Here is a 15,261-nt window from a genome sequence, read left to right on the forward strand (position 1 = left end):
CGTCCCCATCCTGGCGGGTGTGACCGGTTATGGCCTGCCGAGCGTGGGCGCGCAGGGCCGGGCTCCGTTCGGCGTCGCGAGGGGCCGCTGCATAATCGCTCGCAGCACAAGGGGAGGGAACCAGCGATGACCGGACACCTGTGTCCTGAATGCGGTACGCCGCGCGATGCCGAGGGCAGAGCCGGGCCCGGCTGCGTCTGTGCGGATCGGGTCGCCGACGCGGTACAGGCAGAACGGCAGGCGGAGGTCGCGGCGGCGGCGGATTTCGATCCGCTGCGCGTACGGCCGTATGTGACGCTGCAGAACGTGGCGGAGAGCGGCGCCGCGCCGGACCGGGGGACGGCGCGGGGCCGGGTAGCCATGCCGGACCGGGGAACGGTGCCGGGTGCGGCGCCGGGGGCGGTGCCGGACGGGGCGACGGTGCCGCTGCCGCTGGCGGACGCGGTGGATCCGGCGCAGCACGCGGTGGATCCGGCGCGGCACGACGAGACGGCCACACTCGCCCCTCTCGACCTCACCCCGGTGCGGCGCAGCCGGCACAGCCGGCACAGCCGGCGCCGGAGGCCGTACAAGGGGCTCATGGTGGTCGCGGCGGCGGTGACGGTGGCCGGGACGGCGGCGTTCGCCGGAGGGCTGTTCTCCGGGGACGACAAGCGCGAGAGGGCGCTGCCGGACAGGGAGACCGGCGCGCCGACCGTGAGCGCCCTGCCGGACGCGCCCACAGCGTCGCCGGACCGGTCCGGATCCGCGACGGCCGATGCGTCGGCCTCGCCGACCGGTACGGCATCGGCGGAGCAGTCCGCCTCCCGTACGTCCCCCGGCTCGACCGCAACCGCCGACCCGTCGACCCCGCTCTCGACCGTGCGGGCCACGGGCTCGGTGTCCGAGGCGCCACCGGCGCCGGGGTCGGGCACGCTGCGCAGCGGGGACAGCGGACCGGCGGTCGTGGAGCTCCAGCAGCGGCTGGCCAAGGTGTTGCTGTACGGGGGCCCGATGGACGGGGAGTACGACGGGTCCGTCGAGGACTCGGTGCGGTTCTTCCAGGACAGCCGGGACATCAAGGGCGATCCCGCGGGCGTCTACGGCCCGAAGACGCGGCGGGCGCTGGAGGCGGAGACGCAGTAGCCGTGACCGCCTCGAGGAGCATGGTCGGTCGCTCGGGACGAGGCCGGGGTGGACGCGGGCACCCACTCTTTGTATCGTGGTGGAACAAAGTGGCTTCGCCCGTACTCCCTGACCGGCGGGCGGAGCCGCTTCTTCTCCTCCTTCCGCGCCCTGGAGTACGCCGATGCCGGCAGTCACCCCGTCCGATCTGACCGCCCGCGCCCTCCTGCTGGACATGGACGGCACCATCGTCAACTCGGACGCCGTGGTGGAGCGCTGCTGGCGCCTCTGGGCGACCGAGCACCGCCTGGACCCGGACGAGGCGCTGAAGGTCGTCCACGGCCGTCAGGGATACGCCACCATGGCGGTGCTCCTGCCGGACCGCCCCATGGAGCAGAACTACGCCGACAACCGCGTGATGCTCGCCCAGGAGACCGCGGACACGGACGGCGTCGTGCCCGTCGCGGGCGCGCCCGCCTTCATGGCCGCCGTCGCGGGCCTCCCGCACGCCCTGGTGACGTCGGCGGACGAGGCGCTCGCCCAGGCCCGGATGACGGCGGCCGGTCTCCCGATGCCGCGGATCCGGGTCACCGCGGAGCACGTCGGCGCGAGCAAGCCGGACCCGGAGGGCTTCCTCAAGGGCGCGGCCGAGCTGGGGTTCGACCCGGCGGACTGCGTGGCATTCGAGGACTCCGAGGCGGGCATCCAGGCGGCGCGGGCGGCGGGTATGCGCGTGGTGGGCGTGGGGCCGCGGGCGGCGGCGCTGGGCCCGGACGTGCATGTCCCTGACCTCACCGGGCTGACAGTGTCCGCGGGGCGGGACGGCACGATCGCGCTGCGGGTGGCGCGCCGGGGGGCCTGAACCTCGGGCCGCCCGCAGCGGGCTTGCTCCCCTGCCCGGGCACCGGCTACGCAAGCGCCTCGTAAAGGCTCACGCCCGCCAGGACCAGCATCAGCCCCGCCGCCACCCTCGTGATCAGCCGCAGCGGCACATACCGCATCAGCGTCCTCCCGCCGAGGATCCCGATCGCCGCCACCGCCCACAGCGCCAGCACCGCCCCGACCCCCACCGAGACCGGGTTGTCGTAGCGCGCCGCGAGGTTGGCCGTCATGATCTGGGTCAGGTCGCCGAACTCCGCGACCAGGATGAGCATGAAGCCCGCCCCCGAGACCTTCCAGAAGGACTGGTCCGCCGGGGGCTTGACGCTGTCCGCGTCGCCGTCGCCCCTCTTCAGGAGCAGCATCAGCGCGCCCGCGAGGAAGAGGAGGCCGACCACCGCCTGGACCAGCCGGTGCGGCAGCAGGGTCAGTACGCTGCCCGCCGCGATGGCGAGCGCGACATGAACGGCGAAGGCGGCCGCGACGCCCGCGAAGACGTACGAGGCGCGGTAACGGGTCCCGAGCATCAGACCGGCGAGCGCGGTCTTGTCGGGGAGTTCGGCAAGGAAGACGACGCCGAAGGTGATCGCCATGACGGTGAAGCTGATCATGGGTGGGAGTTCCTCAATCGGTCGGGCTGCCCGTACCGAGAGACCTGGCAATAAGAGGGGTCGCTCCGGCACGGCAGCGTCACATGAACATGCAGGACACTGCGGCCGAAGGTCTCGCTGGCGGGCCTTGGAAGGTCCGCCTCCGGGCGCCGGCCGGAACGAGTCCCAGCAGTATGTCGACGAATCCGGCGAAGAGCTACTCCCCTTCTGCTCCGTCCAGGGTACGGGACGGGCCCCTCAGGCCGGATCCCGGTACAGCCGCCCCCGCGCCACCAGCTCGAGCACCAGCGACACCGCCACCGCCTGCACCGCCATCAGCGCGACCAGCACGAACAGCTGCACCGCGCCCGCCAGCGCCGGTGAGGCCCCGCCCAGCAGCATGCCGACGAACGCGCCCGGCAGCGTGACAAGGCCCACGGTCCTGGTCTGGTCGAGCCCCGGCAGCAGCGCGTCGGCCGCGGGGCCGCGCGCCACCTCGAGCCGCGCGTCGCGGTCGAGCAGGCCGAGCGCCATCCCCGCCTCCACCTCTCCCCGCCGCAGCCCCAGCTCGTCCAGTGCCCGCCGCCCGCCGAGCACGGTCGCCGTGAGCGCCCCGCCGATGAGGATGCCGGTCACCGGGATCAGCGCGATGCCCTTCAGCGGCACCAGGCCGGTGAGCAGCAGTGCGGCGACGACGGGCACGACACCCGCGGCGATCGGCAGCCACGCCCACCACCAGGTGCGGTTCCCGGTGATGCGGCGGCCGGCCGTCCATACAGCCACGGCGTACATCAGCAGCAGAAAGGCGAGCAGCAGCGATACGGAGCGGACCACCCACCCGATCACCAGGGAGACGGCCCCGAGTTGGACCGCCGCGCGTACGCCGGCGACGGCGATTTCGCGGGCCCGTCCGAGGTGAGCGACGGCGGCCACGGTCGCCGCGACGGCCAGCAGTACGGCCAGTACGACCCCAAATGTGACATTGACCGTCAGCAGCACGCGGCAACCCTACGCCGCTGTCCGGTATGTGCCGGGGCGTCAGAACCCTTGATGTGACGTGCCCATGTCGCCACCCTGTTACCTGGCGCACCCCCCAAGGAAACCTGGCGCCGCGAGCATGGCCACGCCCGAACGGCCAAGCTCCCCCCACATCAAAGGAGTTCGCATGTCTGGTGTCTACGCGCGTCAAACCCGCCGCATAGCCGTACTCGCCGCCACCGCCGCCCTCGCCACCACGGGTCTGCTGGCCACCGCTCCCGCCGCCCAGGCCTCCCCGCCCACCCCGGTCAGCGCCGCCACCGCCCGCACCTACCTCAGCCAGCTGACCGTGGCGGCGGAAGGTTCCTCCTCCGGCTACAGCCGCGACCTGTTCCCGCACTGGATCACCCAGTCGGGCACGTGCAACACCCGCGAGGTCGTCCTCAAGCGCGACGGCTCGAACGTCCAGCAGGACTCCAGCTGTGCGGCGGTCAGCGGCAGTTGGTACTCCGAGTACGACGGCGCCACCTGGACCCTGGCCTCCGACCTCGACATCGACCACGTGGTCGCGCTCTCCGAGGCCTGGAAGTCCGGCGCGAACAGCTGGACCACGTCCAAGCGCCAGCAGTTCGCCAACGACCTGACCCGTCCGCAGCTGATCGCCGTCACCGACAACGTGAACCAGTCCAAGGGCGACCAGGACCCGGCGGAGTGGCTGCCGTCGCGCACCTCGTACCGCTGCACGTACGCCCGGATGTGGGTGCACGTGAAGTACTACTGGGGCCTGAAGGTGGACTCCGCCGAGAAGAGCGCGCTCCAGGGCATCCTCAACGGCTGCTGACCAGCTGAACGACTGCTGGCCAGGGCCTGACAGTCCGGCCACGATCACGGCCGGAACCTGGCCGACCTCCCCTGTCGTTCCGTACGGTACGGGGCGACAGAGGAGGGCACACATGGCCGGGCTGCGGCTGGGACCACTGCTGAGGTACGTCGACTGGGAATCCGGCGGGAGCGCGACCGTCTGGATCGAGGCCGACCGCCCCTGCACAGCCGAGGTCCGGTGCGCGGACGGCGCACAAGGGGCTTCGCGGACATTCCAGATCGCCGGCCACCACTACGCGCTGGTGCCGGTGACCGGCCTGACGCCCGGCACCGCGACCGCGTACGACGTGCTGCTCGACGGCCGCCAGGTCTGGCCGCTGGAGGGCTCCACGTTCCCGGCGAGCACGATCCGTACGCCCGACGTGCCCTCCGACGGCGTCACCGTCTCCTTCGGCTCCTGCCGCTGGTCGGCCGCCCCCGCCGGTGAACACGACCCGGTCGGCCCGGACGCCCTCGACACCCTCGCGACCAAGCTCGCCGCCGACCCCACCGCCGCACGCCCCGATGTGCTGCTCCTGCTGGGCGACCAGGTGTACGCGGACGCGACCTCCAAGGCGACGCAGGCATGGCTCGCCGCCCGCCGGGATCTGAGCGAGCCGCCCGGCGCGGAGGTCGCGGACTACGAGGAGTACACCCGCCTCTACGACGAGTCCTGGCTCGACCCCGAGGTCCGCTGGCTGCTCTCCACCGTCCCCAGTTCCATGATCTTCGACGACCACGACGTGATCGACGACTGGAACACCAGCGCGTCATGGCTGGCCGAGATGCGGACGACCGCCTGGTGGCAGGAGCGGGTGCTCAGCGGGCTGATGTCGTACTGGGTCTATCAGCACCTCGGCAATCTCTCTCCGGCGGCGCTGGAGTCGGACGAGCTGTACGCGGCGGTACGGGCCGCCCCGGACGGCACCGACCGGCTCAGGCAGTTCGCCGCCCAGGCCGATTCCGACCCGGCCTGTGTCCGCTGGAGCTACCGCCGCGACTTCGGCCGGACCAGGCTGCTGATGGTCGACACCCGCGCCGCCCGCGTCCTGGACGAGCAGAAGCGGGCGATGCTCGACGAGGCCGAGGCCCAGTGGGTGCGCGACCAGGCGCTGGAGGGGCCCGGATCGTACGACCACCTCCTGATCGGCACCTCGCTGCCCTGGCTGCTGCCGCCGCTGATCCATGACGCCGAGAGCTGGAACGCCGCGCTGTGCCGGGGCGAGCGCGGCGGGAGATGGGCGCGCTTCGGCGAGGACCTGCGCAGACGTGCCGACCTGGAGCACTGGGCGGCCTTCCCCGACTCCTTCGGGAAACTGACGCAGCTGATCGCGGAGGCGGCGAGCGGGGAGGGAGCCCCGGCGACCGTGTGTGTGCTGTCGGGCGATGTGCACCACGCGTACGTGGCGGAGCCGCTCTGGCGGGATGCCGCGCAGCCGGACGCGCGCGTGCTGCAGCTGACCTGCTCGCCCGTGCACAACTCCATTCCCCGCGTGGTCCGGCTCGGCTTCCGTTTCGGCTGGAGCCGGGCGGGACGGCGGCTCGGCCACGCCCTGGCCCGCCACGGCCGGGCGGGCAGGCCGCCGGTCAGCTGGCACCGGACGGGCGGTCCGTGGTTCGGCAACCAGCTGATGACGCTGACGCTGCGCGGGCGTTCGGCGGAGCTCAGGCTGGACCAGGCACGGGTGGCCGGGGCCGCCGGGAACGGCAGGAGCACGGGCGCGCGACTGGTGACGGTGGAGGAGCGGGAGCTGACCGCGGACCGTGATCCTTCACACAGCGGAAGGTGATCCTCGACCCAGGGGTTCGACTCCGGGCCCGCCAACGGCATGATGAGGCGGACGCTCAGCTTCCAAGCACCCCACATGCCCCGGGAGTTCCCGCTTTGTCCGACGTACGCGACGTACTGTCCGCAGTTCCGCCCGCCCGTGCCCGCGCCGTCGCGGTCGTCGGCGCAGGGCCCCGCGGTACCTCCGTACTGGAAAGACTCTGCGCCTCGGCCCCCGAGCTGGCCCCGGGGGCCCGGCTCACGGTTCACCTCGTTGACCCCGCACCGCCGGGCGCCGGCTGCGTCTGGCGTACGGACCAGCCCGCCGAGCTGCTGATGAACACGGTGGCTTCGCAGGTGACCCTGTTCACGGACGACAGCGTGGAGTGCGAGGGGCCGGTACGCCCGGGTCCGAGCCTGTACGAGTGGGCGGCCGCCCACACCGGCGAGGCCCTCGGCCCGGACGACTACCCGACGCGGGCCTGTTACGGCCGCTACCTGGAGTGGGCGTTCCGCGAGACGGTCACCGGCGCACCGGAGACGGTGCGGGTGGAGGTCCACGGGGCGCGTGCGGTGCGCCTGGAGGACGAGCTGCCGCCGGAGGCGCACGACGGGGTGGCGGAAGCGTCGCCCGACGGTCCTGCCGCGCCCCGGCAGACCCTCACCCTCGATGACGGGACCATCCTCGCCGGGCTCAGCGCGGTGATCCTCGCGCAGGGCCATCTCCCGGTGATCTCCCGCCAGACGCAGGCGCATCTCGCCGAGTACGCAGCCCGCCACCCGCGCCTGCACTACTTCGCGCCCGCCAGCCCCGCGGATCTCGACCTCTCGGCCGTCGCCCCTGGAGAACCGGTTCTGCTGCGTGGCCTCGGCCTCAACTTCTTCGACCACATGGCCCTGTTGACGACCGGCCGCGGCGGCACCTTCGTACGCACCGACGGCGGCACGCTCGCCTACCGCCCCTCCGGCCGCGAGCCCCGGTTGTACGCGGGGTCGCGGCGCGGCGTCCCGTACCAGGCACGCGGCGACAACGCCAAGGGGCCCTCCGGACGGCACGAACCGCTCGTGCTGACCCAGGATGTGATCGCCGTCTTCCGCAAGCGCGCGGCCGAGGGCGATCCGCCGGACTTCCTTTCGGAGATATGGCCGCTCGTTGCCAAGGAGGTGGAGACGGTCCACTACGAGGCGCTGCTCGCGGATCGCGAAGACGCCGCGCCGCTCGGTGCGTTCCGGCACGACGCCTTCCGGGACAGGTTCCTCGGCACAGCGCACGGCAGCGCCCAAGAGGCCGCCGTACTGGACGCGTTCGGCGTCGCGGACGCGGACCGCTGGTCCTGGGACCGGATCTCTCGCCCGTACGCCGGTGAGAACTTCGGCTCCCCCGCCGAGCACCGCGCCTGGCTCCTCGCCCATCTGCGCCGGGACGCCGTCCAGGCCGCACTCGGCAATGTCGCGGGACCGCTGAAGGCCGCCCTCGACGTACTGCGCGACCTCCGTAACGAGCTGCGTCAGATCGTGGACCACGACGGCCTGTCCGGCACCTCACGCCGCGATCATCTCGACCGCTGGTACACCCCGTTGAACGCGTTCCTCTCCATCGGCCCGCCGCGCCGCCGGATCGAGGAGATGACGGCACTGATCGAGGCGGGCGTCCTGGATGTGGTCGGCCCGCGCACGACGATCGGGATGGCGGACGGGGTCTTGGAGGGAGCCTTCACCGCCGAATCGCCCGATGTCCCCGGCTCCTTCGTCACGGCGACCACGCTCATCGAGGCACGGCTGCCGGAACCGGACCTCCGGCGGACCTGTGACGAGCTGCTCGGCCGGCTGCTGGCGGCGGGCCAGTGCCGCCCGCACTCGATCGACGGTTACGAAACCGGAGGGCTGGACGTAACCCCGCGCCCGTACCGTCTGATCAACCGTCAAGGCCGTCCGCATCCCCGGCGCTTCGCGATCGGGGTGCCCACCGAGGGCGTGCACTGGGTGACCGCGGCCGGGGCCAGGCCGGGAGTCGACTCGGTGACGCTCGCGGACGCGGACGCGGTGGCGCGCGCCGCACTGCGCACGCTCGGAACACCGCGCAGGCACCCGGGCACGCGGCCGGAAGCGGAATCCAGGGCGAAGAACGACCGCCAACCTAATGTTGAACTTGCAAGCATTGATTAGGTCTGCCTAGCCTAGGGCCTCCCTCGTCGGTTCACGTCCCCAGACCGCAAGGAGTCCCCCCATGGCCAATCGCCCCCTTCCCACCCTTCCCAGCCGTCTGAACCAGGCCCAGCCCTACGTGCTCGGCCTGTTCCGCACAGTCGTCGGCCTGCTCTTCGCCTGCCAGGGCGCCGCCTCGCTCTTCGGCGTCCTCGGCGGCGCGGGCGGTGGCGGCGGCACCATCCCGGCCGGCACCTGGCCCGGCTGGTACGCCGGGGTGATCGAGCTGGTCGGCGGCGTTCTGGTGCTGCTCGGCCTCGGCACCCGCAGCGCCGCGTTCGTCGCCTCGGGCTCGATGGCGTACGCGTACTTCACGGTCCACCAGCCCGAGGGGCTCTTCCCGCTGCAGAACAGCGGCGAGGGATCCGTGCTCTACTGCTGGGCGTTCCTGCTGCTGGTCTTCACCGGGCCGGGCGCGCTGGCGCTGGACCGGGTGTTCGCCCCGCGCGGCAAGAGCCGGGCGGCGGACGAGGAGCGCAAGGAGCAGGCCACGGCCGTCGCGGTCTGACCCCGGGCTGCCCCGCCGGAAGCACCCGAAGCACGCGAGCGCCCGGCCCCGTAGGACGAGGGACCGGGCGCTTCGGCTTCGTTAAGTCTCATCGTTCGTCCGGCCGTTCGTCTCGACGTTCGTCTCCCCGTTCGCCTCCCCGTTCGTCTTCGCGTTCGTCTTCCCGGGGGACGTGAGACGTACAACATCGGCGACCCCCTGGCGATCTCGAGGTAAACCCCAGGCGTACGCTGTACAGCTGTACTGCCGCCCCTGCCGCTCCCCTGCGACGTCGCGGCGTTCTTTACGAACCGGGGAGTTAAAGGTGCTCGAGAGTATTGGGTCGCTGACCGGCAGCCCATGGATCTACGCCGTCGTGGCGCTGTCCGTACTCCTCGACGTGTTCCTGCCCGTACTCCCCAGCGGCGTCCTGGTGATCACCGCGGCCACCGCAGCCGCCGCGGGCTCGACCACGGCCACCGCCTCCGTCGCGGCCGCGCAGGTGCAGCGCGAGGTGCCCTCGCTGCTCGTCCTGATCCTGTGTGCGGCCACCGCCTCCGTGCTCGGCGACCTCGTCGCCTACCGGCTGGCCTGGCGCGGCGGCGACCGGCTGGACCGGGCGATCGCCCGCTCGCGCAAGCTGACCACCGCGCAGGAACGTCTCGGAGCGGCCCTCAGCCGCGGCGGCGGCGCGCTCGTCGTGATCGCCCGCTTCGCCCCTGCCGGCCGCTCGGTCGTCTCCCTGGGCGCGGGCGCGGCACACCGCAAGGTGAAGGACTTCCTGCCCTGGTCGGCCCTGGCGGGCGTGGCCTGGGCGGGCTACAGCGTGGGCCTCGGCTACTTCGGCGGCCAGTGGCTGGGCGCGAGCTGGGTCGGCGCGGCCGTCTCCGTGCTCGCACTGTTCGCGGCGGGAGCCGTGGCCGGGTACGTCATGCGGCGTCCGGCCGCTACGCCGACGCCGGTTCCGGCACCTGAGCCGGCTGCTTAGCGGCGGCCCCGCGCACCTCGATCCCTTCGAGCAGCTTGCGGGTCGCCTCGGTGATCTCGTCGACGGCCTGCTCGAAGACCTCGCGGTTGTGCGCGGCAGGGGCACGGAAGCCGGACACCTTGCGCACGTACTGCAGGGCAGCGGCGTGGAAGTCCTCCTCGGTGGCCTCTTCGGGGAGCACGGGCGGGCGGAGGGTCTTGATACTGCGGCACATGAGTTCAGTGTGCCCCGTGCGACTGCCTCGGGGCGAGGCAGTCGATGTGCCGGGGAAAGCGGCGCCGCCCATGCCGGAGGCCCCTCCGCCTGTTGGCAGAGGGGCCTCTGACATGCGCCTACAGGGGACGGGGACTACGAAGTGGCCGCCCGTACGACCGCCGCCGTCAGCCGGTCGTTCTCCTCGGCGGCGCCGCCCGGGTAGGCGTACCGGCGCCGGACGTAGCCGTACGCGACACCGCTGCCCGGATCGGCGAACGCCAGCGCCCCCGCCGCACCGCTGTGACCGAAGGCGTCCGCACCCAGGAACCGGTACCGCACCCCCATCGCCTGGAAGCCGAGGCCGAACTGGTCCTGCTCACCGGTGACCGCATCGGTGCCCACCGCGTACAGCGGGCAGAACTCCGCGATCGTGTCCGCCTTCAGCAACGGCGCCCTGCCGTCCACCTCGCTGATGGCGGCGGCGTACATCCCCGCGACCCCTCGCGCGCTCCCGACCCCGCCTGCCGATGCCTGGCCGAGTGCCCGCACCGCACGGGTGTTGGCGAACTCCACCAGGTCGGTGGGCGGGGTGGCGTTGAAGCCGAAGGCGATCCCCAGCAGGCTGTTCGGATCCGGGGCATTGGCCTGGAGCTCGGCGAGCTGCTCCGGCGTGGGCCGCATCGGCAGCACGTCCGCGTAGCGCGCTTCGAGCGCCTCGGGCAGCCCGAGATGGAAGTCGAGCCCGTACGGAGCCCTCACCCGCTCCTCGAACAGCTCCTGGATCGAGCGCCCTGTGACCCGCCGCACGACCTCGCCGGTGAGGGCGCCGATCACGAAGGCGTGGTAGCCGTAGGCGGTACCCGGCTCCCAGTACGGCCGCTGTTCCGCGAGCCGCGCGGCCAGCACCCGGTCGTCGGCGAGCTCGTCGATGGTGAACCCGCCGTCGACGCCGATCAACCCGGCACGGTGCCCGATGAGCTCCCGCAGAGTGAGCCGTTCCTTGCCCTCGGCCGCGAACTCCGGCCAGTAGTGGGCGACTTCGCGGTCGAGATCGAGCACGCCGTCCTGGACGAGCAGCGCGACGACGAGATGTGACGCGCCCTTGGTAACGGAGTAGACGCCGGTTAGTGAGCCGGCCACCATCCCGCCCCCGGTCCACAGGTCGACGACCTGCTGCCCGTTCACGTACGCGGCGAGCTGGGCGCCGGACTCGGTGATCCCCTCGGCGAGTACGGCGGCGAACTCCTCCCGTACGTCCTCGAAGCCGTCCGCGACGGTCCCCCGTACACCGATCTCGTGCCCACCGATCTCGGACACCGACCCAGCCGCTGCCCCAGCCGCTGCCCCAGCCGTTGACCCAGCCATTGACCCTCCCCAGTGATCATCAACAGTCACCGGGAGGCAACCAATAGTCTCGCCGGGGAATTCCCCGGGCGCTGGGGCGGAGGCGACGGCGACACCGAGGTGAGTTGTCGGACCTCCGCGCTACGTTTCCACCATGACTGAATTCGTACTGGTAGCAGGCGCGTGGCTTGGATCGTGGGCGTGGGACGAGGTGGTGCCGGAGTTGCGTGCGGCCGGACACGGCACCCACCCTGTGACGCTGACCGGCCTCGCCGACAAGCAGGGCGCGCCGGCCGGGCAGCAGACCCATGTACAGGACATCGTCGACGAGGTGGAGCGGCACGATCTGCGCGACGTCGTCCTGGTCGGCCACAGCTACTCGGGCATCCCGGTCGGTCAGGCCGCCGAGCGGATCGGCGACCGGCTGGCCCGGGTGGTGTTCGTCGACTCCAGGGTTCCCACCGACGGCGAGTCGTTCGCCTCCGCCTGGTGGCAGGGCCGGGAGACATTCGAGGCAACGGTCGCCGGAAACGACGGCTTCTGGGCGCCGCTGACCGCGGCCGACTACGACAGCCAGGGTCTCACCGCCGAGCAGATCTCACGGATCGTGGGCGGCTCGACGCCCCACCCGGGCGCCACGCTCACCGAGCCCGCCGCGCTGACCCGCCCGCTCAGCGAGCTCCCGGCGACGTACATCAAGTGCCTCCTCGACGGCCCCGAGCCGAGCGACGACGTGGCCGAGCTGCTGACCAGCAAGCACTGGCGGCTGGTCGAGATGGACACCGGCCACTGGCCGATGTTCTCCCAGCCACACGAGCTGGCACAGATCCTGCACCGGTCAGCGGTGGAATCCTGAGGCGTATCGCAGGACGAGGATTCCGGACTCGTACGCCTTGCTGTGTACAAGGCTGAGCCTCGCCCTCTCCTCAAGGTATGCGTGCCGGGTCAGCGTCTCGCGCGGCGGCGCGCGATGAACCAGCCCATGACCAGTCCGACCGCCAGGGTCACGGTCAGTACCGCCCAGAGGGGCAGTGTGACGGTGGGGACCCACAGCCTGATGGCTACCGATGCTGTGTTCGCGGCGATGAACCAGATCGCCAGCACTGCGAGCGCCGCGATCCCGATGGTGCGTATCCGCACGTCCCGGCCCTTGACGGTCAGGGTCGGCGGGTCGTGCGGCTGAGGCGTTTTCCGTGCCATGGCTCCAGTATCAAATGATCTGGGCAATTAGTCCTGATCGGCCGCCGTCGCCGCCTGTGGGGCGGCCACCCTTCCCCGGGCTGGTTCGGCGCCGAAGCCGAGTCCGGTACCGCCGCGAACTAGCCCGGACCCTGGTGAAGGAGGTACGACTGGCTGTCGAAGGATGCACTCACCAGCGATCGCAGGAGGCAGCGCGTGTCACGTCCGGTCACCATCGTCACAGGCGGCAGCCGAGGTATCGGCGCAGCAACGTGCGTCCGGTTGGCGGCGGACGGCCACGACCTGGCTCTCGGGTACGTCAGCAACCGCGCGGCCGCCGAGGAGGTTGCGGCCGCTGTGCGTGCGGCAGGCGCACGCTGCGTCACCGTGCGGGTGGACACCTCCGAAGAGGCGGACGTGGAGCGGCTGTTCGACACCGCCGTGACGGAACTCGGCCCGGTGACCGGCCTGGTCAACAACGCCGGAGTGACCGGCCCGCTCGGCAGGCTCGTCGATGCCCGCACCGAGAACCTGCGACGGGTGGTCGATGTGAACCTCCTGGGTTACCTGCTGTGCTGCCGACGAGCCGCCCGGGACATGGCGGCGCTCGGCTCCGGTGCCATCGTCAACATCTCCTCCGCCGCCGCCACCCTCGGCAGCCCCGGCGAGTACGTCCACTACGCCGCGACCAAGGCAGCCACCGACGCACTGACCGTCGGCCTGGCCAAGGAACTCGGCCCGGACGGCATCAGGGTCAACGCCGTCGCCCCCGGTGTCATCAACACCGACATGCATGCCGCGATGGGGGACCCCTACCGCCCGGCCAAGGCCGCCGCCCACATCCCGCTCGGGCGGCCCGGCGAGCCGGACGAGATCGCCGCCGCCGTCGCCTGGCTGCTGTCGGCCGACGCCTCGTACACCACGGGCACGGTCCTGCGAGTCTCCGGCGGCCGGTGACACGCTCCGGAGCCGATGACGGCCTCGCCTCGCCCAGGACGGTTCCGAACAGCCGACATCAGGGCCTCGAAGACCGGGGCGCGTGAGCGCCGTCCGACGAGCGTGGGTCGTTGACGGGATTGGCGAGGGCGAGCTGTATAGGGTCTTGGCAACCGTCCTTCTCGGCGAGGCCCGCCCGCACGCCCGCTCGCCCCGAATCAGACGGACTCTCCCGGCGGGCCCATAAGCGCAGACTTGACCGATCATCAGGAGTGCTGCCGTGCGCCCCATAGAGACATCATCTGCGCCGGGCAGCCTCGGTTGGAACCGTGAGACAGCGACGCTGGCGCTCCTGTCCTTCGCCATGCTGATCGTTTCGCTCGACCAGTACATCGTGGTCGTGGCACTCCCCGACATCGCACGCGACCTTGGCTATTCCGCGCAGACGCTCCAGTCGGTCATCAGCGCCTACGCAGTAGTCTCGGCCGGCTTCCTACTGTTCGGCGGGCGTGCCGCCGATCTGCTCGGACGGCGCCGCATCCTGGCCACCGGCCTCGCACTCTTTGCCGGGGCAGCGCTCGCGGGAGGACTCGCGACCGGCCCCGGAATGCTCCTCGCCGCCCGAGCATTCCAAGGTCTCGGCGGAGCCCTCGTCTTCCCCACCACCCTGGCACTCATCAACACCACCTTCGCCGAAGGCCGCGCCCGCAACCGCGCATTGGGAATCTGGGGAGGGTCGGGTGCGGCAGGACTCGTCATCGGTGTGCTGCTGGGCGGTCTTCTGACGCAGGCGTTCGGCTGGGAAGCGGTCTTCCTCGTCATCGTCGCCCTGGCCGGCCCTGCGCTGCTGCTTGCCTTCGTATTGATCCCCCGGGACGGTGAACGCGAAAATGGCCGCACGTTCGACCTACCCGGTGCGCTCAGCGTCACTCTCGGCGTCACACTCATCGTGTTCGCCCTCGTGCAGGGCCCCGGATTGGGCTGGCTTTCGCCGGGCATCCTGCTGAGCGCAGCGGCGGGCCTACTGCTGATCGGAGCTTTCGTCATCATCGAGCGGCGCAGCTACGACCCGCTCATGCCACCCCGGCTGCTCTCCAACCCCAACCTGATCACCGGCACCGTCATCGCGTTCATGTTCATGGCGACCTTCGGCTCCGTGCTCTACTTCCTGTCCATTTACTTCCAGGAGATTCTGGGCTACGACGCTTTGCAGACCGGCGCCGGCTTCCTCATCCCCACGGCAGTGGTGGTGGCCGGTTCGACAACCGCAGGCCAGCTCGTGACGCGCTTCGGTCTCAGGCGCACGTTGGCCGCAGCCCTCGCCGTCGGTGCGCTCGGTGCGGTCGCACTCGGCCTCGCGATCTCGCCGAACGGCACATACATCGAACTCATCCCCGGCCTCGTGGCGCTCGGCATCGGCGACGGGGTGGTCTTCACCACCATGTTCATCGCCGCCGCCACCGGAATCTCCGACCGAGAACAGGGCATCGCCTCCGGCATTGCCGCCACCGGCTTAGGCGCGGGCGCAGCTGTCGGCCTCGCCATCCTCGTCCTGGTAGCGACCGCCGGCCTCGATGGCCTCTCCGGTGAACACCTTCGAATCGCCACCGCCGACGGGATCAGCACCACGCTCTTCGTCGTGGCAGGCGGAGTCGTGCTGACCTTCCTCGTCGCCCTGAGCCGGTGCCCGACACCGCAAGGACCGGCACCCGCCCCCGTGTCGTACCAGACCCGTCGCCGCTGACAG

The 15,261-nt window shown here is 71.5% G+C and carries 15 protein-coding genes; 10 read left to right on the forward strand and 5 right to left on the reverse strand.

The features are described from left to right. Positions 1–126: 126 nt before the first annotated feature. Together SLUN_RS11635 and SLUN_RS11640 are read left to right on the forward strand one after the other, a co-directional pair. Positions 127–1,125, forward strand: a complete 999-nt coding sequence (locus SLUN_RS11635; protein ID WP_108148419.1) for a peptidoglycan-binding domain-containing protein — start codon at positions 127–129, stop codon at positions 1,123–1,125. 163 nt (positions 1,126–1,288) lie between these two features. After that, positions 1,289–1,966: an HAD-IA family hydrolase gene (locus tag SLUN_RS11640; RefSeq protein WP_108148420.1), complete on the forward strand. Its 678-nt coding sequence runs from the start codon at positions 1,289–1,291 to the stop codon at positions 1,964–1,966. A 46-nt stretch (positions 1,967–2,012) separates the two neighbouring features. On the opposite strand, the gene SLUN_RS11645 is transcribed toward SLUN_RS11640, so the two are convergent. Both SLUN_RS11645 and SLUN_RS11650 read right to left on the reverse strand, forming a co-directional pair. After that, positions 2,013–2,594: a TMEM165/GDT1 family protein gene (locus SLUN_RS11645; RefSeq protein ID WP_108148421.1), complete on the reverse strand. Its 582-nt coding sequence runs from the start codon at positions 2,592–2,594 to the stop codon at positions 2,013–2,015. Positions 2,595–2,831: 237 nt separating this feature from the next. After that, positions 2,832–3,572, reverse strand: coding sequence for an ABC transporter permease (locus tag SLUN_RS11650; protein WP_108148422.1), 741 nt, complete (start codon positions 3,570–3,572; stop codon positions 2,832–2,834). A gap of 166 nt (positions 3,573–3,738) precedes the next feature. Between SLUN_RS11650 and SLUN_RS11655 the strand changes: the two genes are divergently transcribed. From SLUN_RS11655 to SLUN_RS11675, 5 genes are all read left to right on the forward strand, one after another. Then, positions 3,739–4,392, forward strand: coding sequence for an HNH endonuclease family protein (locus SLUN_RS11655; RefSeq protein ID WP_108148423.1), 654 nt, complete (start codon positions 3,739–3,741; stop codon positions 4,390–4,392). Between the two features lie 112 nt (positions 4,393–4,504). After that, positions 4,505–6,202 (forward strand): alkaline phosphatase D family protein, encoded by a 1,698-nt coding sequence (locus SLUN_RS11660; protein WP_108148424.1) that lies wholly within the window; start codon positions 4,505–4,507, stop codon positions 6,200–6,202. Positions 6,203–6,297: 95 nt separating this feature from the next. Continuing rightward, on the forward strand, positions 6,298–8,346 hold the full coding sequence (locus tag SLUN_RS11665; protein ID WP_254710193.1) for an FAD/NAD(P)-binding protein: 2,049 nt from the start codon (positions 6,298–6,300) through the stop codon (positions 8,344–8,346). Positions 8,347–8,407: 61 nt separating this feature from the next. Continuing rightward, entirely contained in the window at positions 8,408–8,893 is a 486-nt protein-coding gene (locus SLUN_RS11670) for a DoxX family protein (protein ID WP_108148425.1), read from the forward strand. 304 nt (positions 8,894–9,197) lie between these two features. Further along, positions 9,198–9,860: a DedA family protein gene (locus tag SLUN_RS11675; RefSeq protein ID WP_108148426.1), complete on the forward strand. Its 663-nt coding sequence runs from the start codon at positions 9,198–9,200 to the stop codon at positions 9,858–9,860. Here SLUN_RS11675 and SLUN_RS11680 read toward each other — a convergent pair. After that, complete coding sequence (locus tag SLUN_RS11680; RefSeq protein ID WP_108148427.1) at positions 9,820–10,074, reverse strand: DUF2277 domain-containing protein; 255 nt, start codon at positions 10,072–10,074, stop codon at positions 9,820–9,822. The genes SLUN_RS11675 and SLUN_RS11680 overlap by 41 nt on opposite strands. A 134-nt stretch (positions 10,075–10,208) precedes the next feature. Continuing rightward, positions 10,209–11,363: a serine hydrolase domain-containing protein gene (locus SLUN_RS11685; RefSeq protein WP_371413908.1), complete on the reverse strand. Its 1,155-nt coding sequence runs from the start codon at positions 11,361–11,363 to the stop codon at positions 10,209–10,211. A gap of 190 nt (positions 11,364–11,553) precedes the next feature. Here SLUN_RS11685 and SLUN_RS11690 point away from each other — a divergent pair, with 190 nt between their 5' ends. After that, complete coding sequence (locus SLUN_RS11690; RefSeq protein ID WP_108148429.1) at positions 11,554–12,255, forward strand: alpha/beta fold hydrolase; 702 nt, start codon at positions 11,554–11,556, stop codon at positions 12,253–12,255. Between the two features lie 89 nt (positions 12,256–12,344). Here SLUN_RS11690 and SLUN_RS11695 read toward each other — a convergent pair whose 3' ends face one another. After that, entirely contained in the window at positions 12,345–12,599 is a 255-nt protein-coding gene (locus SLUN_RS11695) for a LapA family protein (RefSeq protein ID WP_170146569.1), read from the reverse strand. Positions 12,600–12,794: 195 nt separating this feature from the next. Between SLUN_RS11695 and SLUN_RS11700 the strand changes: the two genes are divergently transcribed. Both SLUN_RS11700 and SLUN_RS11705 read left to right on the forward strand, forming a co-directional pair. Next, positions 12,795–13,535 carry an SDR family NAD(P)-dependent oxidoreductase gene (locus SLUN_RS11700; protein WP_108148430.1) on the forward strand — a complete coding sequence of 247 codons (741 nt, stop codon included), beginning with the start codon at positions 12,795–12,797 and terminating at the stop codon, positions 13,533–13,535. 259 nt (positions 13,536–13,794) lie between these two features. Further along, positions 13,795–15,258 (forward strand): MFS transporter, encoded by a 1,464-nt coding sequence (locus tag SLUN_RS11705; protein ID WP_257153707.1) that lies wholly within the window; start codon positions 13,795–13,797, stop codon positions 15,256–15,258. The last annotated feature ends 3 nt before the right edge of the window (positions 15,259–15,261 follow it).

The organism is Streptomyces lunaelactis (assembly GCF_003054555.1).
Taxonomy (GTDB): domain Bacteria; phylum Actinomycetota; class Actinomycetes; order Streptomycetales; family Streptomycetaceae; genus Streptomyces; species Streptomyces lunaelactis.